Here is a 23,846-nt window from a genome sequence, read left to right on the forward strand (position 1 = left end):
CGTCCCCCGAGACCCCGATGGTGACCCCTTCCGGCACCCGCGCCCTGATCTCGCGCACGCGCGCCGCGGCGGCACCCGCCCCCTCCGGCACGCCGGGGATCTTGAGGGAGGCGACCCGCGGCAGCCGGGCGACGGCCCCGTAGAGGTCGTCGGAGAAGGAGAAGCGCGTGGTCCCGGGGTTGTCGTACACGACGAGCGGCACCGAGAGCTGAGCCGTCACGTCCTCGTAGAGCCCGAGCACGTCCTCGTCCGTCAGCGGCTGATAGCCGAGCGGCGCCAGGAGCACCGCGCTCGCCCCGGCGGTCTGCGCGTCCTCGGCGAGCGCCAGCACCTGCGAGGTGCGCAGCGCCCCGATCCCGATCACGACCGGCACCGGGCCGGCGCTGCGGACGGCGATCTCGGCGGCGCGCCGGCGCTCGCCGCGGTCCAGGTACGGAGCCGACCCGGTCGAGCCCAGTGCGCCGATCGAATCGACTCCCGCGCGCGCGAGCCGCTCGACGAGAGCGGCGAACGACCGCTCGTCGATGCTGTCGTCGCGCAGCGGTGTGAGGGGGAAGGCGCTGAGTCCGGTGAGCACGTCGGTCCGTTCGCTGGGGGCGGGAGGGGCCCGGCCAGTCTCCCCGGCGGCAGGGGCACGGTCGAGGCCAGAACCGCCGGAGGCCGGGGGACCAGCCGTCACTCCGCGTCGAGCACCACTCGGGAGTGGAGTCCGAGCCGGTCGAGGAACGCCTCGTCGTGGCTGACGACGATCAGGCCGCCCCGCCACGCGGCGAGCACGTCGACGAGGTGGTCGGCCGTGGCCGTGTCGAGGTCGTTCGTCGGCTCGTCGAGCACCAGCAGCTGCGGCGCGGGCTGCGCCAGCACGAGCCCGGCGAGGGCCACGCGGAAGCGCTCGCCGCCCGAGAGCGTCACGATCGGCCGATCGACCACGTCGCCGCGCACAAGGAGCCGCGCGAGGGCGTTCCGCAGCTCGACGACCGGAAGGTCCGGCGCGGCCCGCGCGACGTGCTCCCGTGCGGTCGCCTCCTCGTCGAGAAGGCTGTCGCGACGCTGCGGAAGCCAGCCGATCCGGTCCGTGAGTGCTGCGGCCGTCGTGCCGGGCAGCGGATGCTCACGCGCTCCCGCCGCGCCGACGAGCTGCTCCAGGAGGGTCGTCTTCCCTGTCCCGTTCGCGCCGGTCACGGCGATCCGTTCCGGCCCCTGGAGGACCGTGGTCCGACCGCCGACCGTCAGCTCGGCGAGGCGACGTCCCGCCGCGACCCCGGGGTCCGGCAGGTCGAGGCGGACCCGGTCGTCGTCCCGCACCGCTCGCGACGCTGCGTCGACCCGCTCGCGGGCCTGCGCCTCCGCGGCGCCGTGCCCGGAGCGCAGGCGCCCCGCGGTCGCCTCGGCCCGGCCCTTCCTGGCGTGCGCGAGGATCGCCGGCATCGACTCCGCCGATCGCGCTCCCGCCCGCGCCCGGCGCGCGATGGTGGTCTCGGCCTCGATGCGCTGCCGCCGCTCGGCGCGCAGCAGCCGGTCGGCGTCGCGCAGTTCGCGCTCCGCGGCCGCCTGCTCGAGGGCGAGCCGCTCCTCGAACGCCGAGAGCGTCCCGCCGGAGGTGCGGACCGTGCCGTCGCGCAGCTCCGCGATCTCGTCGACGTGCTCGAGCAGCTCCCGGTCGTGGCTGACGAGCACGAGCGTCCCGCGCCACCGGTCGACCAGGTCGAGCAGAAGCCCCCGGGAGCGCCGGTCGAGGTCGTTCGTCGGCTCGTCGAGCACGGCGATCGGCCGGTCGCGCAACCGGACGCCGGTCACGGCCGTGAGGACGGCCTGCCCTCCCGAGAGGGTCGCGACCGGCCGCAGCAGGTCCGCCTCCTCCAGGTCGAGACCGGCGTCGCCGAGTGCGGCGAGCGCCCGGGCCTCGAGGTCCCAGTCGTCCGCGAGCACCTCGAAGTGCCGCGGATCCGCGTCGCCGCGGAGGATCGCGTGCAGCGCGTCCAGGCGCTGCCGGATCCCGAGGAGATCGGCGACGGTGTCGTCGGGCCCCCGCCGGAGGCGCTGGGGCAGCAGGTCGACGGGTCCCGTCGTCGAGACGTTCCCGGCGGAGGGGGAGAGGTCGCCCGTGACGAGGCGGACGAGGGTCGACTTGCCGGCGCCGTTCGCGCCGACGAGACCGGTGCGACCACGGCCGAACGCAGCGGTGACGCGATCGAGGACGACGGAGCCGTCGGGCCAGACGAACGTGCAGTCGTGGAGGACGACGGCGGGCGGGGTGATGCGGGACGTGGAGGGCACGGTGCTCCAGGGGTCGGTGTCGGCGCACGACGACCACCGGGCTCCGAGGGAGCAGCGGCTCGCCCCTGAGGGGCGGGCACGGGGGACGTCAGTGCGAGAGCAGCTGCTGCGTCGTGGACGCAGTACCGGTGCTGGAGCGCAAGAATCCGTCTTCCGTGCGGGGAGCCCCCGTGACCGCGAGCCGCTGGATCGGCCGGTATGGCGGCCGCACCGACGTCGCGGCTCGCGACGAGGTACCCGACGACCGTACGTGCCGGCCGGATGCGCGCGCAACCGGGAGCACCTGCTCGGCCCCTGCCGACGTCCGCGGGACGGCCTTACCGCCCGGGTCTGCACGCTGCCGCCCACCGGTCGAGGGGGCCGATGGCGGGCCCTTCCGCCGCCGAGCCCTCACTACGCTGAGCCCATGGTGACCATTCGCGACGTCGCGGCCGATGCGGGGGTGGCCCGCAGCACGGTGTCCTACGTGCTCTCCGGCAACAAGAAGCTCCCGGAGGCGACCCGCCTGCGCGTGCTCGCGAGCGTGGAGCGGCTCGGCTACCGGCCCGACCCGATGGCGCGGGCCCTGGCGCTGCGGCGCACGAACATCCTGGGCTTCTTCGCCTCCGTCGATCCGGAGTCGCGGCAGACCGACGTCGACGTCTTCATGCGCTTCGTGCGGGCGGCGATGTACGCGGCCCGCGCCCGGGGCTTCGACCTGCTGATGATGGGCACGGGCGAGGGGGAGCTCTCGCGCGATGTCCTCGCCGATGCGCTCGTCGTGATGGACATCCGCCGGGACGACCCTCGGCTGCCGGTCCTCGCGAGCATCGGCCTGCCGACCGCGCTGGTCGGCTACCCGGGCGAGGGCAGCCCGTTCAGCGCGATCGACCTCGACTTCGACGGTGCCGCGCGGGTCGCCGTCGACCACCTCGCCGACCTCGGGCACGTCGAGATCGCGGTCCTCGGCATGGGCCCCGACGCCTACGAGAGCGGCTACGCCTTCGCACTGCGGTTCCGCGAGGGCTTCCTCGACCAGTGCCGCCTGCGCGGCGTGCGGGGCGCCGTCATCCCCAGCACCGACGACGTCGACGACTGGTTCGAGCAGGCGCAGGAGCAGCTCCCCGGCCTGAGCGCCGTGGTCACGCACGGGCCGGGCGTGCTCGAGCCGTTCCTGCAGCGCCTCAGCGGCCTGGGCCTGCGAGTCCCGGAGGACTGCTCGATCATGACCATCGCCCCGGAGGCGGTGATGCGCCACGCCGACCATCCGGTCACCGTCGTGGACCTGCCCGGCGACCAGATGGTCTCGCGGGCGGTCGACCTGGTGCTCGACGAGCTCGCCGGCACCGCGACTCCGGGAGTGACGGAGCTGCTGCCCGCGGTCGTCGTCGACCTGGGCACCACCGCGCCCTTCTCGCCGGGCACCAGCCGGGGCGTCGTCCCCTCGTGGCGGCGGGCGCGCGGCTGAGGTCGACCCCGTCGTCCGCGGCGTTCAGCCAGCGGTCGGTGAACCGGTTCTCCGCGATCTATTGAACCGGTTCTCCAACTCGGTTAGGCTCACCACGACTTCCGGACGGACCGCCTCGGCGGGTGCCTCCGGAGGCTCTTCCCGGCGCGAGCGCTCCGCTCGATCCGACCGTATTCAGAGAGGAATACCGTGAAGAACAGCATCAAGCGGGCTGCAGGCGCCGCCTCCCTCGTCCTCCTCGCCGGAGTCGCCCTCAGCGCGTGCAGCGCACAGGGAGCGGGCGACGACTCGTCGAAGTCGCTCACCCTCTGGGACAGCTTCACCCAGTACGACGCGTCGTCGCCCTACGGCCAGCTCCTGGCCGGCTGCGAGGCCTCGACCGGGATCACCCTCGAGCGCACCTCCGACCCCGACCTCACCACCAAGCTCCTGCAGTCGGCCGCATCGAAGACGACGCCGAACCTGGTCGTCCTCGACAACCCCAACGTCGCGAAGTTCGCCGACACCGGCCTGCTCGTCGACAACGCGACCTCCGGCCTCGACACGACCGACGTCCTCCCGAACGTGCTCGCGGCCGGCCAGCTGGACGGGAAGACCTACGGCTCCTCGATCGGGTCGAACACCCTCGCGCTCTTCTACAACAAGGCGCTCTTCCAGGCTGCCGGCGTCACCCCGCCGACGACCTGGGACGAGCTGACGACCGCCGCGAAGGCACTCACCACGGGCGACGTCACCGGGCTGGGCTTCTCGGCGATCGGCACGGAAGAGGGCACGTTCCAGTTCCTGCCTTTCTTCTGGGGCTCCGGCGCCACCCTCGAGGACATCTCCTCCGACGACGCCGTCTCGGCGCTCGCGCTCTGGACCGACCTGGTGAAGAGCGGATCGGCCTCGCAGGCGAACGTGAACGCCAACCAGCAGGACGTCCGCGACCAGTTCCTCGCCGGCAAGCTCGGGATGATGGTCAACGGCACGTGGCAGCTCTCCGCCCTCGACGAGGCGGGCATCGACTACGGCGTCGTACCGATCCCGGCGAAGGACGGGGGAGCGGCACCGAGCCCGCTCGGCGGCGAGTTCGTCGAGGTGGTCGCCTCCGACGCCGCGAAGCAGACCCTCGCGACGGAGTTCGCGCAGTGCGTCATCCAGCCCGACAGTCTGAAGGCGTGGGCGGCCGGCCAGTCGTACATCATGCCCTACGCCGACGCGGCCGCCGAGCAGGCGACCGAGGACCCCGCGCTCCAGCCGTGGGTCGAGGCCATCTCGGTCGCGCAGGGACGCACCAGCGACCTCGGAGTCGCCTACCCCGACACCTCGAAGGCGCTCTGGACCGCGATCCAGGAGTCGCTGACCGGCTCGAAGACGCCGCAGGCGGCCCTCGACGACGCCGCGGCGAGCCTGAAGTAGCGGCCGCATGACCGACCCCGCCGTGCTCACGGCGCCGGTCGCGGGCGGGGCGGCCGTGCGGCCGCCCGCCCGCCGCCGACCCCGCTCCCACCTCCGCCTCGCCGCTGCCGCCTTCATGGCGCCCGTGGTGATCTTCCTCGCGGTGTTCTTCGTCTACCCGATCATCCGCGGCGTCGTCCTCAGCCTCCAGGACTTCGGACCGTCGTCCTTCGTGACCGGGGTCGCCCCCTTCGTCGGCTTCGACAACTACGTCACGGTCGTCACCGATCCGATCTTCGCGAGCATCGCCTGGCACACCGTGGTCTTCACCGTGGTCTCGCTGGTGGGTCAGTTCACGATCGGCATGGCTCTGGCGCTGTTCTTCAGCCGCCGGTTCCCGCTCTCGGCGACGTTCCGCTCCCTCATCCTGCTGCCGTGGCTCCTGCCGCTGATCGTCTCGGCAACGGCCTGGCGCTGGATCTTCGACCAGCAGTTCGGCATCCTGAACGCCGCGATCGGCACCTCGGTCGGCTGGCTGACCGATCCGTCCGTCTCGCTGTGGGCCGTCATCATCGCCAACATCTGGCTGGGCATCCCGTTCAACATGGTGCTGCTGCACGGCGGCCTGCAGGGGATCCCGGAGAGCCTCTACGAGGCGGCGGCACTGGACGGCGCGTCGCGCTGGCGCTCGTTCTGGAGCATCACCTGGCCGCTGCTGCGACCGGTGACCTCCGTCACGCTGCTGCTCGGCCTCGTCTACACGATCAAGGTGTTCGACGTCATCTGGATCCTCACCAAGGGCGGGCCGGCCAACAGCTCGCACACCCTCGCGACGTGGGCCTACGAGCAGTCCTTCACCGACCTGCAGTTCGGAGTCGGAGCGGCGGCCGGCCAGATCCTCGTGATCGTCGCCCTCGTCTTCGGCGTGATCTACATCCGCGCCCAGCGCAAGGAGGACCTCGGATGAACCGGCACACCACCGGGCTGCGCCGCGGGATCGACGTGGTCGTCGCGATCGTGCTCTGCGGCTTCCTCCTGTTCCCGCTGTACTGGATGGTCAACGTCTCGCTGACCAAGCCGCAGAACCTGATCCAGACCCCGCCGAGCCTGTTCCCCGGCGACCCGACCCTCGACGGGTACGTGCAGGCGTTCTCGACGCAGCTGCCGAACCTGATCACGAGCCTCGTGATCTCGATCGGCTGCGTGATCCTGACGCTGGCGATCGCCCTGCCCGCCGCCTTCGCGATGGCGAAGTTCCGGGTGCGGGGGACCGGCGTCGTGATGTTCGTGTTCCTGCTCGCCCAGATGATCCCCGGGATCGTCCTGGTCACCGCGCTGTTCGCGATCTACAACGCGCTGGGGCTGCTCAACACGTATCCGGGCCTGATCCTCGCCGACGCGACCGCCTCGGTCCCGTTCGCGGTGATCATCCTCCGGGCCTTCATGCTCGGCATCCCCGACGAGCTGATCGAGGCCGCGCGGATCGACGGTGCGAGCAACTGGCGCTCCTTCGTCTCGATCGTGATCCCGCTGAGCCGGAACTCGATCGTGACCGCGGGCCTGTTCTCGTTCCTGTTCGCCTGGGCCGACTTCCTCAACGCGAACTCGCTCACCTCGGGCAACAGCATCGTGCCGTTCACCCTCGGGCTCTACCGCTACATCGGATCGACCACCACCAACTGGAACGGGATCATGGCGACCGCCGTGATCGCCTCCATCCCGGCCGCCGTGCTGCTGATCGTGGCCCAGCGCTACGTCGCCGCCGGGGTCACCGCGGGCGCGGTCAAGGACTGAGCGCCGTGCCCGACTCGAGGAAGCAGGAGCACATGGACACCGACGCGTTCGCGCTCGAGGGGGACCGCCTCGTCTGGCGCGGGGACGGCGAGACCGTCGTCGTCGAGCCCTGGGGGAGGGACAGCGTCCGGGTCCGCGCCCGCCGGTCCGGGGAGGTCCTCGACACCGACTGGGCGCTGATCACCCCCGAGCACCACGCGCCGGAGGTCTCGATCGAGGGACCGCGGGCGACGCTGCGCGCCGGCGGGATCACCGTCGTCCTCGAGCAGCAGGAGGGCTACGGGTACCAGACCGGCTACCACGAGCTCTCCTGCTCCCTCTCCTTCTACGACCGTCGAGGGGAGCTGCTCTTCCGGGAGCTGGGGAGCGGAGGTGCGCTCAAGCTGCGCGCCCGCGAGCAGCGTCCGCACCTGGGCGGCGACTTCCGGCTGACCGCGCTGTTCGAGACGTCCCCCGACGAGAAGCTGTACGGGATGGGGCAGTACCAGCAGGACATCCTCGACCTGAAGGGCTGCACGCTCGAGCTCGCGCACCGCAACTCCCAGTCGAGCGTCCCGTTCGTGCTCTCGAGCCGCGGGTACGGCTTCCTCTGGCACAATCCCGCGATCGGCCGCGCGACCTTCGCGGCCAACCGCACGGAGTGGTCCGCCGAGTCCTCCCAGCAGCTCGACTACTGGGTGACCGCGGGGGAGACCCCGGCCGACATCACCCGGGCCTACGCCGACGCGACCGGGCACGTCCCGATGATGCCCGAGCACGGCCTCGGCTTCTGGCAGTGCAAGCTGCGCTACTGGAACCAGGAGCAGCTGCTCGAGGTCGCCCGAGAGCACCGGCGGCGCGGCCTGCCGATGGACGTGATCGTGGCCGACTTCTTCCACTGGCCGCACATGGGCGACTTCCGCTTCGAGGAGGAGTTCTGGCCGGATCCGTCCGCCATGGTCGCCGAGCTGCGCGAGCTCGGGATCGAGCTGATGGTCTCGGTCTGGCCGCAGGTGTCGGTCGAGTCCGAGAACTACATCGCGATGAAGAAGGGGAACCTGCTCGTCAAGGCCGAGCGGGGCCTGGACCTGCACATGCAGTTCGAGGGTCCGAGCGCGTTCTACGACGCGACGAGCGCCGCCGCCCGGAGATTCGTCTGGGAGGCGTGCCGGCGCAACTACGGCGAGCACGGGATCCGGCTCTTCTGGCTCGACGAGGCCGAGCCCGAGTACGGCGTCTACGACTTCGACAACTACCGCTACGCCGCCGGCCCCGCCGTGCAGGTCGGCAACCTCTACCCGCAGGCGTTCTCCCGCGGCTTCTTCGAGGGGCAGCGCGAGAGCGGCGAGACCGCGATCGTGAACCTCGTCCGCACCGCGTGGGCGGGCAGCCAGCGCTACGGCGCGCTCGTGTGGTCGGGCGACATCCACTCGACGTTCGCCGATCTCCGCCACCAGATCACGGCCGGCATCCACATGGGGGTGGCGGGGATCCCGTGGTTCACGACCGACATCGGAGGCTTCGCCGGGGGAGACCCGGCCGACCCGGAGTTCCGCGAGCTCCTGGTGCGCTGGTTCCAGTTCGGCGCGTTCAGCCCCGTGATGCGCCTGCACGGGGACCGAGCGCCGTCCTCACCGGTCACGGCCGCTGACGGGAGCCGCCGCGCCGCGACCGGAGCCGCGAACGAGGTATGGAGCTTCGGCGAGGAGGCCACCCCGATCCTCACGCGCCTGCTGCACCTGAGGGAGACCCTGCGGCCCTACACGCGCGAGGCGATGCGCGAGGCCCACGAGCACGGGCAGCCGGTGCTGCGCGCGGTGTTCCACGAGTTCCCCGGCGACCCGGAGGCCTGGGATCTGGCCGACCAGTACTTGTTCGGCTCGGACCTGCTGGTCGCTCCGGTCACTCGTTCGGGAGCTGTCTCACGGCGGGTCTACCTTCCCGCCGGAGCGCGGTGGACCGAGCTCTCGACGGGCGCCGAGCACGAGGGCGGGCAGTGGATCGTCGCCGATGCGCCCCTGGCCGTCATCCCGGTCTTCGCGCGCGACGGCCGGCAGGCGCACCTCGTCGGGCAGATCTGAGCGGTGCGTCAGCGGCCGAACGCGGGCGGATCGAGCCCGGTACGGTGGCGAGGTGATCGCCTCCTCATCCTCAGCAGGAGCGCTCGGAGTGCTCCGCGCCGCGTGGGTGATCGGCTTCCTCGTCGGGACGACCACTCACCTGACCGATCTGATCGTCGGGGGAGTGGACGCCTACAGCGCCTTCCCTCCCGGCGTCCGTCTGTTCTGGACGGCGTTGACGGTCCTCGACCCGGTCGTCGCTGCGCTGATCGTCCTCCGCCGGCGGTCCGGCATCGTGCTCGGCTGCGCCGTGATGATCGCCGACATCACCACGAACTGGACCGTTCTCGCGGTCGTCGGCGGACTCTCGCTCTTCGGCGTCGTCAGCCAGAGCCTGTTCGCGGCGCTCGTGCTCTCGACGGCTCGCCCGCTGTGGAGACGGTTCGGGCGATCCTGATCAGGAGGGATCCGCGCCGGTGACGGAGACCCGTGAAGCAGCCGGTTCACCGGGTCGCGTCCCCGTCGGTCGTCTTCAAACTGACATAATGTGCATTATCGGATAACGACGGAACAGGCGGACCGACCGGGATCGCGGCCGGTCCGTGCGTCCGCCCGGCACGGCGCCAGCGGATCGGCGAGCGCTCGACCCACGGCTCGACGTCCTCGTACCAGCACGTCTCCGTCGGAGTGTCGAACCGCGTGCTCCGCCCGGCGGCCGCCGATGAGCGGAACCCGTCGGCGCGGACGGACTCCCCGATACCGGTCCGCTGCCGCTCACCGGAGTCGTCCTCAGCCGCTCGCAGACCCGCGCACCGGCGTCAGCCCGAGGAGAGGATCAGGCGAAGTCGGAGATGTCGCCGACGAGGCGGGTGTTGTCCGCGGGGATCGGCTCGACGGCCGCCAGAGCGACCTCGGCCGCGAACTCCTGGACGTTGTAGAGCTTGCCGGCCGACTCGCGACGCGAGCTGATCGCGCCCGGGTTCGCACGCTCCAGCAGAGTCGCCGTGATGGTGCCCTCGATCATGTCGCCCGAGACGACGACGAACTCGATGCCGCGATCGGCGAGCTCGCCGATCCGCTCGCGCAGCGCGTCCTCTCCGGCGCGCTTGGACAGCGCGACGGGCTCGTACTCGGGCATCGTGGGCGTGGTCCGGATGAAGTGCGCCTGGTGGCTCGTGACGAACACGACACGCGAGCCCTCGCCGAGCAGCGGCAGCGCCGCGTCCAGCACGGCGACCTGCGAGTCGCGGTTGAGGACCATCGCGTAGTCCTCCCCCATGTTGCTCTCCATGCCGCCCGAGGCGTTCAGGACGAGGACGTCGAGTCCGCCGAACTCCTTCTCGATGCGCGAGAAGAGCTCCGTGCGCGAGTCGGCGTCCGTGAGGTCGGCGCCGACGGCGATGGCGGTGCCGCCGGCCTCGACGATCTGCGCGACGAGCTTGTCGGCGCGCGGCGCCTTGGAGCGGTAGTTGACGACGACGCGGGCTCCGGCCTCGGCCAGGTAGCGGACCGTGTCGGCGCCGATGCCGCGGGACGATCCGGTCACGAGAGCGCGCTTGCCGTCGAAGGAGCCGGGGGCGAGGGGGTTGGACACGGGTATTCCTCCAGAACGCCGGCTCGGAGACCGGATCGGGCACGATGACGGGCCGCGGCCCGACGGAGGAGTCTACCAAGCGCCTCGAGATCCTCGGCGCACCCCTCCTCTCCCAGCCCTCGTCCGGGGGGCGTTGATAGCCTGGGAATGCTCGTCGAGGGGAAGGAGCACACAGCATGGACGCTGTCACCCAGTACGCGTGGATCCTCTGGCTCGCGCTGATCCTCATCTTCGTGATCGTCGAGATGATCACTCTCGAGTTCACGTTCCTGATGCTCGCCGTCGGCAGCATCGGCGGTCTGCTGACGGGGCTGGTCGGGGCTCCCTTCTGGGTCCAGGTGCCCGTCGCGGCCGTCCTCGCCGCCCTCCTGCTGTTCACCGTCCGGCCGCCGCTGCTGCGGCTGTTGAAGCGGGGCGGCGATCCCACCCCGAGCGGAGCGGACGCTCTTCTCGGCCTCGCCGGCAGCGTCGTGCTCGCCGGCCCCGGAGCCGGGCAGGTCAAGCTGGCCAACGGCGAGACCTGGACCGTCCGCCTGTCCCCGCTCGTCGAGGACCGCACACTCGGAGTCGGCGAGAGAGTCGTCGTCACCGCCATCGAGGGCGCGACCGCGGTCGTCGTCCCCGCCGAAAGGAGCACTCCGTGACACCGTCCTCCGTCGTGACGATCGTCGTCGTCGCCGCCGTCGTCCTCTTCGCGCTGGTCGTCCTCTTCCGGGCGGTCCGCATCATCCCCCAGGCCACCGCCGGGGTCGTGGAGCGCCTCGGCAAGTACCACAAGACCCTGCTGCCGGGCCTCAACCTCGTCGTGCCGTTCATCGACCGGGTCCGCCCGCTGATCGATCTGCGCGAGCAGGTCGTCTCGTTCCCGCCCCAGCCCGTGATCACCGAGGACAACCTCGTCGTGTCGATCGACACGGTCGTCTACTTCCAGGTGACGGACGCCCGGGCGGCGACGTACGAGATCGCGAACTACCTCGGCGCGGTCGAGCAGCTGACCACCACCACGCTCCGCAACGTCGTCGGCGGCCTGAACCTCGAGGAGGCGCTGACCTCCCGCGACAACATCAACGGGCAGCTGCGCATCGTCCTCGACGAGGCCACCGGCAAGTGGGGCATCCGCGTCGGACGGGTGGAGCTCAAGGCCATCGACCCGCCCCTCTCCATCCAGGACTCGATGGAGAAGCAGATGCGCGCCGAGCGCGACCGTCGAGCCGTGATCCTCACCGCCGAGGGCACCAAGCAGTCCCAGATCCTGAACGCCGAGGGTCAGCGCCAGGCCGCGATCCTCGCGGCGGAGGGCCAGGCGAAGGCGGCGGTCCTGCGGGCCGAGGGTGAGGCCAAGGCGATCACCACCGTCTTCCACGCCATCCACGAGGGCCGCCCCGACAGCGAGCTCCTCGCCTACCAGTACCTCCAGACCCTCCCCAAGATCGCCGAGGGCAGCGCGAACAAGCTCTGGGTCATCCCGAGCGAGCTCACCGAGGCGCTGAAGGGCATCGGAGGCGCGCTCGGCCAGCGCAGTCAGACCGCCCCGGCGGTCCGCCCGCAGGACGCGGCGCCCGCGGCGTCCGCGCCTGCCGCGTCCGGGTCCGTCGGCTCCTCGCCTGTCGTGTCCGGATCGGACGCGTCCGCCCCCGTGGCGCCCGCGCCGATCGACGGAACTCCCGACTCCGCGCACACTCCCCCGCCGCCGGCCGTCTGATCCGCGGAATCCCGCCCGCGATGCGCGCCTCCGAGCGACCCCTCGTCCTGAGCGGGCCGACGCCCCGGGTGTTCGCGCATCGCGGGTTCGGCCCGCCGGCGGAGGGCAACACGCTCGCCGCCTTCGAGCGTGCCCTCGCCGCGGGTGCGGACCTCCTCGAGACCGACGCGCGCGCCTCCCTCGACGGGGTCGCCGTGCTCGTCCACGACGCCGAGGTGATCGACCGCTCCGGCCGCCGCCACGCCGTGGCCGACACCCGGTGGGAGGAGCTCGCCGACCTCCGGCTGGCGGGCGGTGCCCGGCTCGCCTCTCTCGAGCAGGCCCTCGCCGCACTCCCCCGGGCCCGCTTCAGCATCGACGTGAAGTCGCGGGACGCGGTCGGCCCGGTCGTCGCTGCGGTCGCCGGTGCCGCCGCCGCGGAGCGCGTCCTGGTCACCTCGTTCTCCGAGCGTCGGCGTGCGGCCGCGCTCCGCCGCCTGCCCGGTGCGGCCACCTCGGCGTCGGCGGTCCGTTTCGTCGTCGCGCTGGTCGCCGCACACCTCGGTGCCGCCCTCCCCGTGCGTCTCGCTCTCCGCGGCATCGACGCGCTCCAGGTGCCCGAGCGCGCGCTCGGCCTCCCCGTCGCCGAGCCGCGGATCCTCGCCCGGCTGCGCGCGACCGGCTGCGAGATCCACCTCTGGACCATCGACGATCCGGAGCGGATGGAGCAGCTCCTCGCGCTCGGGATCGACGGGCTCGTGACCGACCGCACCGACCTCGCCCGAGCGGCCGTCGACACCCTCCGCGACGCCTGTCGGGGCCGCCCTCAGGAGCCACGGAATACGCCTCCGACCTGAGGATTCTCTGGCAATGGCAGGGACGGGAAGACCACCTCCAGGTACGACGTTGACACTGGGGAAGCACAGCGAGAGGAGACCACACAATGGCAGATCGAAGCTTGCGAGGAATGCGGCTCGGATCCCAGAGCCTGCAGAGCGAAGAAGGCGTCGTCTTCTCCCCGCGATCGACCTACGAGTACCACTGCGCGAACTGCGGCCACGACACCGACATGGTGTTCTCGGCCGACGCGGAAGCACCGGAGACCTGGGAGTGCCGCTCCTGCGGTCACGAGGCCACTCTGATGGTGGACTCGAAGCCGGTCGTCGTGGACAAGGGCGAGCAGAAGGCTCCGCGCACCCACTGGGACATGCTGCTCGAGCGGCGGACCCGCGCGGAGCTGGAGGAGCTGCTCGAGGAGCGGCTCGCCTATCTGCGCGCCAGGCGCGGCGAGCACAAGATCGGCGCGTAGCGCCGGTCAGCGGGAACGGCGTCGCGGCTCGCGCGTCCTGAGGACGAACGAGACCATGCCGATGAGACCGGCGGCCAGGAAGTACCAGCCGAGGTCTCGCGCCCACACCAGAGCCGGGGTCGTGGTGGAGCTGAGGGGGACCTCGTCCACCATGGCACCCGGCTCGAACCATGTCAGGGAGTCGATCGTCGTGCCGTCCGGCCCGATGATCGCACTGGTCCCGACCGTCGAGATGTTGACCACGCTGCGCCCTGTCTCGATGGCGCGCAGCCGCGCGATGGCGAGCTGCTGGACGCTCTCGTCGGTCCGGCCGAAGTCGGCGTTGTTGGTCTGCCCGAGGATGACCTGGGCTCCCCCGTCGACCATCGCGTTCGTCAGCGCGTCGTCCGAGATGTCGAAGCAGATCGCTATGCCCGCGAGCACGCCGTTCACGTCGAAGACGTTGGGACGTGTGCCGATCGAGTAGTCGCGGCTCACCAGGTCGACCAGATCAGGAGCGAACATCCGCCAGAACGCGCGGTCCGGCATGTACTCGGCGAACGGGACGGGGTGCACCTTGTCGTAGACCTGCGTCGCCCCATCCCCCGCCTTCCAGAGCAGCGAGCTGTTGTAGAAGACGTCGTCCGACGGATTGGTGATCGTGCCCACGATGAACGGCGCGTCCATCGTCCGGCTGAGGTAGTCGAGGACGGCGGCCGACTGGGCGTTCCGGGTCGGATCGATGTCGACCCCGTTCTCGGGCCACACCACCATGTCGACGTCCTCGTCGAGGATCGGCAGCGTCGCCGAGGTGTGGTCCTCGAGGATCTGCCCGCGGTAGCTCTGCGAGAACAGGCCCGCATCGGAGTCGCCCTGGACGGCGGCGATCCGGGTCGTGCCCTCCGTCGGCGCCGGCCAGGCGGGGAACACCAGCGCCACGATCGCGAAGCCCGCGAGAGCGCTGACGCGGGCGGAGGCCGGGACGGAGACCTCGCGGACGGCCTGCGCGAGCACGGCGGCGAGGAACGCCACGACGAAGCCGAGCCCGGCGAAGCCGATCCACGCCGCGAGACCGGCGAGCGGACCGAGGGACTGCGAGATCGCGAGGCGGCCCCAGGCGAAGCCGCCGTAGGGCCAGACGCTGGTGATCGACTCCCGCCCGATCCAGAGCGCCCCCAGGAGGGCGGGGAGACCGACCATCCGGCCGAGCGGCCCGGTCCAGACGCGGTGGCCGCGCGTGGAGACGACCGCCATGAGCCCCGCGGAGAGGGCGAAGAAGATCGCCTGCAGGCCGGCGAGGGCCGCCCACGGGACCGGGCCGAGGTAGAGAGTCAGCCACTCGATGTGGACACCCCAGAAGACCGCTCCGCCGACGAGGCCGACGAGGGTTCCGCTCCAGAAGCTCCGCCCCGCCAGCGCGAACAGGATCGCCGCGGCGCCCACGATCGCCAGCGGCCAGACATCGGAGTCGGGGAAGCCGCGGTCGAGCACGGCACCGCCGAGGGCCGCGAGGGGCAGCGCCACCCACAGCGGAACGGTCCGCCCGTCGGGCGGAGGAGCGAGGGGCGTCATGCGACGGTCGAGTACGCGACGATGCCCCGGCGGACCAGGTCGAGGGCGGTCCGGGCCGCCCGGCCGACCTTGCCCTCGGCGACGACGGAGAGCTGGTCGAGGAGGTCGATGGTCTGCTTCGCCCAGCGCACGAAGTCGCCGGCGGCCATGTCGGACTCGCGGAGCACCATGTCGAGCGGCATGCCCTTGGCCCACATGTTCATCGAGAGCGCGAGGCTCGTCGAGATCGGGTTGCTGCCCGGCAGGCGGTGGTCGCGCTCGACGTCGTCGAGCCGGGCCCACAGCAGCTGGGTCCTCTCCAGCGCCTCCGGGAACGCGCCGCGGGGCAGGAACTGCTCGCCCAGCGTCCCCTCCTCGCGTCGCGGCTCGAAGACGAGGCAGCACGCCATCGCCGCGAGGCCGGCCGGATCGAGCTCCGTCCACGCCTGCTTCCGGAGGCACTCGGCGACCAGCAGGTCCCGCTCCCCGTAGATCCGGCGGAGCGTGCGTCCGTTCGGCGTCAGCGAGAGCTCGCCGACCTCGTCCCGGCGGAAGTAGCCCAGCTCGAGCAGCACGTCTGTGATGTGGTCGAAGATGCGGGCGACGGCGCCGGTGCGCGAGCGGATCTGACGCTCGATCTCGTCGGTCTCGCGGCGCAGCTTCCACCAGCGCTCGGCCCAGCGGGCGTGCTGCTCGCGGTCGGAGCAGGCGTGGCACGGGTGGGCCTTCATCCGGCGCCGCAGGCTCGTGAGCTGTCCCTGGCGCTTCTCGCGCTCGGCGTGGGAGGCCGATTCGCCGCGCACCGCGCCCCGGCGCTCGAGGTCGCCGATCTCGCGGCGGATCGCCGCGTACTGCTCGAAGTCGCCCAGGTGGCACTGCATCGCCGTGACGTAGCCCGCCATCGACTCCTCCTGCTGGCGGACCCGGCGGGCGAGATCGACGACGGACCGGTCGGCCTGGAACTGCGCGAACGACGACTCGAGGATCTCGCGCGTGCGCACCCGCCCGAACTGCTCGACCAGGTTCGCGGCCATGTTGTAGCTGGGCCGGAAGCTGGAGTTGAGCGGGTAGGTCCGCCGCGAGGCGAGGGACGCGACCGCCTGCGGGTCCATCCCGCCGCGCCACTGGATCACCGAGTGGCCCTCGACATCGATGCCCCGTCGGCCGGCGCGGCCGGTGAGCTGGGTGTACTCCCCCGGCGTGATCGGGACGCGCGCCTCGCCGTTGAACTTCTCGAGCTTCTCGAGGACGACCGTGCGGGCCGGCATGTTGATGCCGAGCGCGAGCGTCTCGGTCGCGAAGACCACGCGCACGAGCCGGCGCAGGAACAGCTCCTCCACGACCTCCTTGAAGGCGGGGAGCATCCCGGCGTGGTGCGCGGCGACGCCCCGCTGGAGTCCGTCGAGCCACTCCCAGTAGCCGAGCACCGCGAGGTCCTCGTCTCGGATGGTCCGGCAGCGCTCCTCGACGATCGCGCGGATCTCGTCGCGCTCGTGGCGCTCGGTGAGGCGCACGCCCGACCGGAGGACCTGGCGCACGGCCTGGTCGCAGCCCGCGCGGCTGAAGACGAAGAAGATCGCGGGGAGGAGGTTCTTGCCGCGGAGGATCTCGACGACCTCCGAGCGCAGCACGAGCTCCTCGGTGCGCTGCTCCGGGTAGCGGCCGCGACCGCCCCGGCCGCCGCGCTCGACCCGGGAGCCGCCCTGGGCCATGCGGGCGAGCTCCGGGTTCACCCGGTTCGTCGCCGCCCGTCCGGAGGAGTCGAAGAGGTCGACGAGCTTGCCGCCCACCAGCACGTGCTGGTCGAGCGGGACGGGGCGCTCCTCGGAGACGATGACCTCGGTCTCGCCGCGGACGGTCTGGAGCCAGTCGCCGAACTCCTCGGCGTTCGACACGGTCGCGCTGAGCGAGACCAGCCGCACCAGCTGCGGGAGGTGGATGATGACCTCCTCCCAGACGGCGCCGCGGAAGCGGTCGGCGAGGTAGTGCACCTCGTCCATCACGACGTAGGCGAGGTCGCGCAGGAGGTCCGAGTCGGCGTACAGCATGTTGCGCAGCACCTCGGTCGTCATCACGACGATGCGGGCGCGCGCGTTGACGTTCGAGTCCCCGGTCAGCAGGCCGACCTCGGAGGCTCCGTAGTCCTCGACGAACTCCTGGAACTTCTGGTTGCTCAGCGCCTTCATCGGCGTCGTGTAGAAGACCTTGGCCGTCGGGTCCTGCATGGCCAGATGGATCGCGAACTCCGCCACGGCGGTCTTGCCGGCACCGGTCGGCGCGGCGACGAGGACGCTGTGGCCGTCGTCGAGCGCGCTGCAGGCCTCGTACTGGAACGGGTCGAGATCGAACGCGAGGGTCGAACGGAAAGCCTCGACCCTCGCGTGGCCCTGGCGCGTCCGGAACGCGGCGAACCGCTCGGAAGGAGACGGTCCGGTCACGCGGGCAGGTCGGAGGGGCTGCCGTCGAACACCAGCTGGCGCTTGGCGGCGCGCCTGTCGTGCAGGATCGCGATCCCGCAGGCGAGGAAGAACAGGAAGATGATCGGGATGGCCAGGAGGAACATCGAGATCGGGTCGGCCGCGGGGGTCGCGATCGCCGTGAAGAGCACGATCGCCATGATCGCGAGGCGCCACGACTTGAGGATCAGCATGCCGGGGAGGATGCCGAGGAAGTTGAGGAGCACCAGGAAGACGGGCAGCACGAAGGCGATGCCGACGACCAGCACGAGCTTGAGAACGAACTCGTAGTAGACCTTGGCGTCGAGGAAGCTCGCCGCGTCGCTGCCGGTGAAGCTGGTCAGGAGCTCCACGATGTGCGGGAACACGAACCAGCCGGCCGCGCAGCCCGCGAAGAACAGCGGGATGGCGGTGAGGATGAAGCCGAGGCCGTACCGCATCTCCTTGCGGGTCAGGCCCGGGACGAGGAACGCCCAGATCTGGTAGAGCCAGACCGGGCTCGCCAGGACGACGCCGACCGTGATGGCGATCTGGAGCCGCAGGTCGAAGGCGCCGGCGATCGTCGGGAAGTTGAGGATCGCCTCCTTGCCCTGGGTGGCGGCCACCTCGGAGATCGGAGCCTTGAGCGCCTCGAAGACCCACTCCGAGACGAACCAGCCCGCGACGCACGCGATGACGATCGTGATCGCCGACTTGAAGAGCCTGTTGCGAAGCTCGACGAGATGAGCCCCGAGCGACATGCGCCCGTCGGGGTTCTTCGTCCGCTTCGTCCGTGGCTTCTTCGATGCCACGGACGTCATTACTTGAGCGGGGACTCGGGCGGCGTGGTGGTGCCGGTGCCGGTGGTCGTGCCGGTGGATCCGGCGACGGTGCCGGTGGTCCCCTCGGTCGACTCACGGCGCTCGGTGCCGTCCTCGTCCTTCATGGTCTTGACCTCGCTCTTGAAGATCCGCATCGACTGCCCGACACTGCGGGCCAGCTGCGGGAGCTTGGGCGCACCGAACAGGAGGAGGATCACGGCGAGGATGATGAGGAGGTGCCACCCCTGGAGGCCAGCGAACATTGCAGACTCACTTCACTTGTCGGTTGCGGTGTACGAGGAGCTTACCCCGTTCGACCCTTCCTGACCGGCGGAGATCGATCCGGTCGCGACGTGCGTCGCGCCGGCCCTCGTGCGCACGCCTCACGTCGTCGCGATCGGCGAACAGCGACGAAGGCGGCCGGGGCGGCAGGTCGTCCGTCACTCCGGGACTCAGTGCCTCGAGTTTCGCGGTGACCTCCGACAGCTGTCCGAGGAGCGTCTTCCCCTTGCGCCAGTAGGAGAGGGCGAAGAGGACCAGCATCGTCAGAGCGCCCAGCGCGAGGCCGAGCCAGATCAGGATCCACGACCACCAGATCATGACGGCTCCCCCTCGTTCGCGGCGAGTGCGGCGGCGACCCAGTGCGCGACCGCGGTGCGCGCCTCCGGGGGCGCCACCACGGTGACGAGTCCCGCCAATGACGCCACCAGGCGTGTCAGTCCCTGCAGATGGGCGACGCGGAGACGGACGAGGACGCCGTGGTCCTCCTCCCCCGGCTCCGGATCAGGGAACTCGGCGTCCGCCGCGTAGTCGCCCAGCAGCACGACGGCGCTGGGGGCGACGCGCAGGTCCACGACGAGATCGGAGGCGGACGCCTCGAAGAGTCGCTCCGAGAGGGTCACCTCGTTGCGGCGCCGGACGATCGGCGTCCCCGTATCGCGGAGGGAGCGCATCCTGTCGACGCGGAACGTCCTGACGCCCTCGCGGAGGTGGTCCCACCCGCGGAGGTACCAGTCCCGGTCGACCGATTCGAGCACGAAGGGGTCGACGAGCCGGGACTCGGTCTCGCCGCGGGCGCTGCGGTAGTCGAACGCGACCTGCGTCGCGGAGGCCATCGCGGTCCGCAGGAGCGCCACAGCGCTGTCTGCGCCCGTGCCGCGCGAGACCGCCACCGCGCTCGGGGCCGAGGAGGCGCCGCGCGCGAGCTTCCCCATCAGCGAGGCGATCCGGTCGTTGCCCTGGTTCTCGGGCAGGGCTGCGAGGTACTGCATGCCGGCGATGAGGGCCGCGGCCTCGCGCGCCGAGAACCTCGGCGAGTCGTCGATGGCGACCTGATGGGTGAGGACGACGTGGTCGTTCTCCTCGAAGTCGTCCCAGCCGATGTCGAAGAGGTCGTTCGCCTGGTACTGCGCGGTCTCGCCGGGGATGCCCGAGACGGCGATGAGTCTTACCGCGCGGCGCACCTCCTCCTCCGGGATCTCGAAGTGCGCGGCGACCTCGGCGACGGAGACGCGGCCCCGGTCGAGCAGGTAGGGCACGAGGGAGAGCAGGACGGCCAGGCGGTCGCGCGCCTGCAGGGAGCGGGGTCTAGCCACGGGGATCCCCTCCATGGTCGGCCAGGGTGCGGCGGAGGCGGTCGAGGACGCGTCGGCGGAGCTCCTCCGGCTCGAGCACCCGCACCTCGGGACCGTGGCCGGCGAGCTCGTCGGCGAGCACGTCCGGGTCGGTGTAGTGCAGGCGCAGCAGGCCCTGGCCCTCGCCCTCGGCCTCGGCACGCCCGCCGAGACGGAGGGCGGCGTCGGAGTCGGGGGCGACGCGCAGGAGCGCGCTGTTGCGCTGCAGGATCTCGTCGAGCTGGGCGAGAGCGGTCGCCGCATGGTCCCCCTCGGCGGGGGACGCGATGCGGCCGGTCGGTGCGACCGGCCCGACGATCCGCGACAGGAGGAAGGTCCGGGTGCCCTCGGCGCCCTCGTCCCAGCCGTGGAGGTGCCAGCGCCCCTGGTGGTTCACCAGGGCGCGCGGCTGCACGGTGCGCACGCGCGGCTCCTCGCCGCCGGGCTTGAGGTAGGGGAAACGGACGACCTGGCCGCGGTCGAGCGCGGCGTTGAGCGGCTCGAACGAGGCCTCGCGGACCCGGATCGAGGGGCTGATGCCGATGACGGGATCGACGGACTCGACTCCGATCGAGCGCAGCTTGATCAGCGCGCGCCGCGACTCCGCCGAGAGCGTCCCCTCACGCCAGACGGCACCGGCCAGGCGGAGCAGGGCGAGCTCCTCAGGATCGAAGGTCAGGTCGGCCGGGAGGTCGTAGCTGCGCTTCGCGATGCGGTACCGGACGGTCTGGGTGTTGCCCGGGTCGCCCGGGGCGTCGACCGTCTCGATCGGGATGCCCAGCTCGCGCAGGTCGTCCTTGTCGCGCTCGAACTGGCGCTCGAGCGAGGTCCGATCGCCCCGGCCCACCCGCTGCCGGTAGCCCTGCACCGTCGAGAGGACGTCGGCCTTCGTCAGTCCGTTCTCGGCCGCGACGAGCGCGAGCACGAGGTTGAACAGACGCTCCTCGGCCGGGACGCGGCTCGAGGACGGGGCGTCGGAAGGCACGCCCTCCAGTCTAGGGCCGGGCCCGGTCAGACCTTTCCGAGGATGTCGGCGACGAAGATCAGCGTGGCGCCGCCGGGGATCCCGCCCTGGGGCGAGCCCTGGTCGCCGTAGCCCTGGTCCGGCGGGATGACCGCGATGACCTGGGAGCCCACGGGCTGGCCGATGAGGGCGTCGGCGAACCCGGCGATCACTCCGCCCTGGGTGGTCGAGCCGTCGGCGGCCGTGAAGACGGCGGGCGCGCCCTTCTCCCAGCTGGAGTCGAACACCTTCCCGTCGCTCCACTGCCAGCCGGTGTAGGCCACGACGACCTGGTCGCCCTCGGCGACGACGTCGCCGTCGCCCTTCTTGAGCTGGGCGATGCGGAGGTCGGTCGGCGCGTCGCCGGAGGGCTTCGCGAGCCCCGGACGTCCGTCGTCGCCGAGGGTCACCGTCGGGAAGCCGTCGGGCGCGGGCTGGGCGGCGCCGTTCGCGCGGGCCAGCGAGGCCTCGCGGACGTCCGCGACGAGCACGAGCGTGTCGTCCTCCGAGATGCCCAGCTGCGACGAGGACTGGCCGAAGCCGTCCTCGGGGGCGATCGCGATGGCGACGCGCGAGCCGACCTGCGTGCAGAGGAGGCCCTCGTTCAGGCCGACGAGCCCGGCTCCGCCGACGCCGAAGCGGGCGGTGCTCGACCCGTCGTAGGGCGAGGTCTCGAGCACGGTGCCGTCCGCTCCGTTGACCAGGGTGTAGTCGATGGTGACGAGCTGGCCCTTCTCGAGCGGTGCGCCCGAGCCCTCGATGAGGGTGCTGACCTGCGTGCCGTCCGCCTTCAGCGGCGTCGGGACGCTGACGTCCGGCTTCGCTCCGAAGTCGCCCGTGGCGCTGACCGCCGCCGAGGAGTCGCCGGAGGAGAACGGAGCGTCGCAGTCGGCCTGCGAGGAGGACGCGGTGCATCCGGTGAGAGCGGCGACGATGCCGATGCCGGCGATGAGCGCGGTGGTCCTGCGCACGGGTCCTCGATTCGAGAGAAGGGGAGCGGTGACGCCCGAGGTGGAGACGGCCCGGAGGCCGGGAACAGCTTAGAGGATGCCCTCGTCGTCGGGCTCCGCGGTCTCCTCGCCGAAGCCGCGGGCCCGCGAGAGCTCGGCACTGGTGGCGGACTCGCGGACCCGCTTGCGCAGGCTCTTGGGGCTGACGGCACGCTCGCCGAGCGCGCCGGGCGTCCAGGCCTCCACGTCCTCGTCGCTGAAGTCGGTCTTCGACGGGCGCCGCTTGAGCTCGGGGAGCACGGTGTCCGGAGCGAGCCGGCGCGCGGTGATGAGGAAGCCGGTGTGGCCGATCATCCGGTGGTCCGGCCGGACCGCGAGGCCCTCGACGTGCCAGCCGCGGACCATGGTCTCGTTCGACGAGGGGTTCGTGAACAGGCCCGAGGCGCGGATCGCCTCCGCCGTCCGCGAGAGCTGAGTGACGGTGGCCACGTAGCAGAGGAGCACTCCCCCGGGCGTGAGAGCCTCAGCGGCGACGTCGAGGCACTCCCACGGTGCGAGCATGTCGAGCACGACGCGGTCGGCCTCGCCGGACGGGACGGTGCCGGGCAGCGCCTCGACGAGGTCGCCGACGGTGACGCTCCAGTTGTCGGGCGTGTAGCCCAGGAAGGTCTCGATGTTCGCCCGTGCGACATCGGCGAACTCCTCGCGCCGCTCGAACGACGACAGCCGTCCGGTCGGCCCGACCGCCCGCAGCAGCCAGAGCGAGAGCGCGCCGGAGCCGACACCGGCCTCGACGACGCGGGCGCCGGGGAAGACGTCGGCGAGGGCGAGGATCTGGGCGGCGTCCTTCGGGTACACGATCGCCGCGCCGCGGGGCATCGACATCACGAAGTCGGCGAGGAGGGGACGCAGTGCGAGGTGCTCGACGCCGACGGTGTTGGTCACCACGGAGCCGTCGGGCAGCCCGATCACCGTGTCGTGCTCGATGCCGCCCCGGTGGGTGTGGAACACCGTGCCGGGAACGAGCGTGATGGTGTTCATCCGCCCCTTGGGGCCCGTCAGCTGGACGCGGTCCCCCGCGCGGAAGGGTCCGGAATGCTGCAGTGCCTCACCGGTCATCGGCGGGCCTCCGTCTCGGTCGTGGCCGGGCCTGAGCCGCGGTGCTCGGAGGACACCGACGCGAGGTCCGCGACGGTGCGGCCCGCGAGGGTGGGCCAGAGGGCGTAGGGGGCGGCGGGGTCCAGCTCGAGCTGGTGCGGGACGCCGATCGCCGCGGCACCGGAGGCGACGGCCGCGCCGAGGCCCGGGAGGGAGTCCTCGATCGCCACGCAGGCGGCGATGTCGACGCCGAGAGTGCTCGCAGCGAGGAGGTACGCCTCCGGATCGGGCTTGCTGCGCTCGACCATGTCCCCGCTGACGACGGCCGCGAAGGCGGGGAACGGGATCCGGTCGACGACGGCCGCGGCCATCCGCGAGATCGACATCGTGACCAGCGCCTGCGGTACTCCCGCGTCGGACACCGCGCGCAGCAGCTCGAGCGCGCCCGGGCGCCACGGGATGCTCACGGCCAGCCGGTCGACGACCTCGTCGGTCATCCGGTCGATGATCGCGTCGACGGAGAGGTCGACGCCCTTGCCCTGCAGGATGCGGGCGGCGGCCGGCAGGCCCGAGCCGACGAGTCCCATCGCGTCCTCGTGCGTCCACACTCCCCCGAAGGAGGAGACGAGCGCGTGCTCCGAGGCCATCCAGTACGGCTCGGTGTCGACGAGCGTCCCGTCCATGTCCCAGAGGACGGCGGCGGGGACGGCTGCTCCTTCGAGCGGCTCGGAGGACAGCGGCCGGGCGGAGGTCTCGGGAGTCACGAGCGACCATGGTACCGGCAGGGCCGCGCCCCTCCCCGGCCGCGGGCCGAGAGCGAACAGCGCGGTCGATCCCGCCGGGCGGGTGTACTGGAAGTCGTAGTACTGCTCGGC

The 23,846-nt window shown here is 71.6% G+C and carries 23 protein-coding genes; 10 read left to right on the top strand and 13 right to left on the bottom strand.

Going from position 1 to position 23,846, the window contains the following annotated elements:
- Together C5C24_RS15330 and C5C24_RS15335 are read right to left on the bottom strand one after the other, a co-directional pair.
- Positions 1-577, bottom strand: a 577-nt coding sequence (locus C5C24_RS15330) for a dihydrodipicolinate synthase family protein (RefSeq protein ID WP_146082644.1), incomplete at its 3' end; no start/stop codon positions are given.
- Positions 578-675: 98 nt separating this feature from the next.
- Positions 676-2,277 carry an ABC-F family ATP-binding cassette domain-containing protein gene (locus C5C24_RS15335; RefSeq protein WP_258065308.1) on the bottom strand — a complete coding sequence of 534 codons (1,602 nt, stop codon included), beginning with the start codon at positions 2,275-2,277 and terminating at the stop codon, positions 676-678.
- A gap of 406 nt (positions 2,278-2,683) precedes the next feature.
- Between C5C24_RS15335 and C5C24_RS15340 the strand changes: the two genes are divergently transcribed.
- From C5C24_RS15340 to C5C24_RS15365, 6 genes are all read left to right on the top strand, one after another.
- Positions 2,684-3,724 carry a LacI family DNA-binding transcriptional regulator gene (locus tag C5C24_RS15340; protein WP_181135557.1) on the top strand — a complete coding sequence of 347 codons (1,041 nt, stop codon included), beginning with the start codon at positions 2,684-2,686 and terminating at the stop codon, positions 3,722-3,724.
- A 189-nt stretch (positions 3,725-3,913) separates the two neighbouring features.
- Positions 3,914-5,125, top strand: a complete 1,212-nt coding sequence (locus C5C24_RS15345; RefSeq protein ID WP_181109966.1) for an extracellular solute-binding protein — start codon at positions 3,914-3,916, stop codon at positions 5,123-5,125.
- A 7-nt stretch (positions 5,126-5,132) separates the two neighbouring features.
- Positions 5,133-6,071: a carbohydrate ABC transporter permease gene (locus C5C24_RS15350; protein ID WP_104275651.1), complete on the top strand. Its 939-nt coding sequence runs from the start codon at positions 5,133-5,135 to the stop codon at positions 6,069-6,071.
- On the top strand, positions 6,068-6,898 hold the full coding sequence (locus C5C24_RS15355; protein ID WP_104275650.1) for a carbohydrate ABC transporter permease: 831 nt from the start codon (positions 6,068-6,070) through the stop codon (positions 6,896-6,898). Before C5C24_RS15350 ends, C5C24_RS15355 begins: the two co-directional genes overlap by 4 nt.
- A gap of 32 nt (positions 6,899-6,930) precedes the next feature.
- The gene (locus tag C5C24_RS15360; protein WP_104305393.1) at positions 6,931-8,958 is read left to right on the top strand and encodes a TIM-barrel domain-containing protein; all 2,028 of its coding nucleotides are present in this window, start codon (positions 6,931-6,933) and stop codon (positions 8,956-8,958) included.
- Between the two features lie 52 nt (positions 8,959-9,010).
- Positions 9,011-9,394 (top strand): hypothetical protein, encoded by a 384-nt coding sequence (locus C5C24_RS15365; protein ID WP_146082646.1) that lies wholly within the window; start codon positions 9,011-9,013, stop codon positions 9,392-9,394.
- 378 nt (positions 9,395-9,772) lie between these two features.
- On the opposite strand, the gene C5C24_RS15370 is transcribed toward C5C24_RS15365, so the two are convergent.
- A complete protein-coding gene (locus C5C24_RS15370) occupies positions 9,773-10,531 on the bottom strand; it encodes an SDR family oxidoreductase (protein ID WP_104305384.1) in 759 nt (252 codons plus the stop codon).
- Positions 10,532-10,707: 176 nt separating this feature from the next.
- Here C5C24_RS15370 and C5C24_RS15375 point away from each other — a divergent pair, with 176 nt between their 5' ends.
- The 4 genes from C5C24_RS15375 to C5C24_RS15390 all read left to right on the top strand — a co-directional run bounded on the left by C5C24_RS15375 (position 10,708) and on the right by C5C24_RS15390 (position 13,521).
- On the top strand, positions 10,708-11,175 hold the full coding sequence (locus C5C24_RS15375; RefSeq protein WP_104275646.1) for an NfeD family protein: 468 nt from the start codon (positions 10,708-10,710) through the stop codon (positions 11,173-11,175).
- Positions 11,172-12,233, top strand: a complete 1,062-nt coding sequence (locus tag C5C24_RS15380) for an SPFH domain-containing protein (RefSeq protein WP_104275645.1) — start codon at positions 11,172-11,174, stop codon at positions 12,231-12,233. The genes C5C24_RS15375 and C5C24_RS15380 overlap by 4 nt, the downstream gene beginning before the upstream one ends.
- 20 nt (positions 12,234-12,253) lie before the next feature.
- On the top strand, positions 12,254-13,069 hold the full coding sequence (locus tag C5C24_RS15385) for a glycerophosphodiester phosphodiesterase family protein (RefSeq protein ID WP_104305385.1): 816 nt from the start codon (positions 12,254-12,256) through the stop codon (positions 13,067-13,069).
- 86 nt (positions 13,070-13,155) lie between these two features.
- A complete protein-coding gene (locus C5C24_RS15390; protein ID WP_068207052.1) occupies positions 13,156-13,521 on the top strand; it encodes an RNA polymerase-binding protein RbpA in 366 nt (121 codons plus the stop codon).
- A gap of 6 nt (positions 13,522-13,527) precedes the next feature.
- On the opposite strand, the gene lnt is transcribed toward C5C24_RS15390, so the two are convergent.
- The 10 genes from lnt to C5C24_RS15440 all read right to left on the bottom strand — a co-directional run.
- A complete protein-coding gene (gene lnt, locus C5C24_RS15395) occupies positions 13,528-15,072 on the bottom strand; it encodes an apolipoprotein N-acyltransferase (protein ID WP_104305386.1) in 1,545 nt (514 codons plus the stop codon).
- A complete protein-coding gene (locus C5C24_RS15400) occupies positions 15,069-17,489 on the bottom strand; it encodes an RNA helicase (RefSeq protein ID WP_104305387.1) in 2,421 nt (806 codons plus the stop codon). Before C5C24_RS15400 ends, lnt begins: the two co-directional genes overlap by 4 nt.
- Entirely contained in the window at positions 17,486-18,307 is an 822-nt protein-coding gene (gene tatC / locus C5C24_RS15405) for a twin-arginine translocase subunit TatC (protein WP_374953932.1), read from the bottom strand. Before tatC ends, C5C24_RS15400 begins: the two co-directional genes overlap by 4 nt.
- Complete coding sequence (gene tatA, locus C5C24_RS15410; protein ID WP_104222022.1) at positions 18,307-18,570, bottom strand: Sec-independent protein translocase subunit TatA; 264 nt, start codon at positions 18,568-18,570, stop codon at positions 18,307-18,309. Before tatA ends, tatC begins: the two co-directional genes overlap by 1 nt.
- A 7-nt stretch (positions 18,571-18,577) precedes the next feature.
- Positions 18,578-18,907, bottom strand: a complete 330-nt coding sequence (locus tag C5C24_RS15415) for a hypothetical protein (RefSeq protein WP_104305388.1) — start codon at positions 18,905-18,907, stop codon at positions 18,578-18,580.
- Entirely contained in the window at positions 18,904-19,902 is a 999-nt protein-coding gene (locus C5C24_RS15420; RefSeq protein ID WP_258065312.1) for a YafY family protein, read from the bottom strand. The genes C5C24_RS15415 and C5C24_RS15420 overlap by 4 nt, the downstream gene beginning before the upstream one ends.
- Positions 19,895-20,905, bottom strand: coding sequence for a YafY family protein (locus tag C5C24_RS15425; protein ID WP_104305390.1), 1,011 nt, complete (start codon positions 20,903-20,905; stop codon positions 19,895-19,897). The genes C5C24_RS15420 and C5C24_RS15425 overlap by 8 nt, the downstream gene beginning before the upstream one ends.
- Before the next feature lie 26 nt (positions 20,906-20,931).
- On the bottom strand, positions 20,932-21,894 hold the full coding sequence (locus tag C5C24_RS15430) for an FKBP-type peptidyl-prolyl cis-trans isomerase (protein WP_104222014.1): 963 nt from the start codon (positions 21,892-21,894) through the stop codon (positions 20,932-20,934).
- A 69-nt stretch (positions 21,895-21,963) separates the two neighbouring features.
- A complete protein-coding gene (locus C5C24_RS15435) occupies positions 21,964-22,992 on the bottom strand; it encodes a tRNA (adenine-N1)-methyltransferase (RefSeq protein ID WP_104305391.1) in 1,029 nt (342 codons plus the stop codon).
- Positions 22,989-23,846: HAD family hydrolase (locus C5C24_RS15440; protein WP_308470841.1), on the bottom strand; the 858-nt coding region annotated here is incomplete at its 5' end. The genes C5C24_RS15440 and C5C24_RS15435, both read right to left, overlap by 4 nt.

It is taken from the genome of Rathayibacter sp. AY2B3, assembly GCF_002931755.1.
Taxonomy (GTDB): Bacteria; Actinomycetota; Actinomycetes; order Actinomycetales; family Microbacteriaceae; genus Rathayibacter.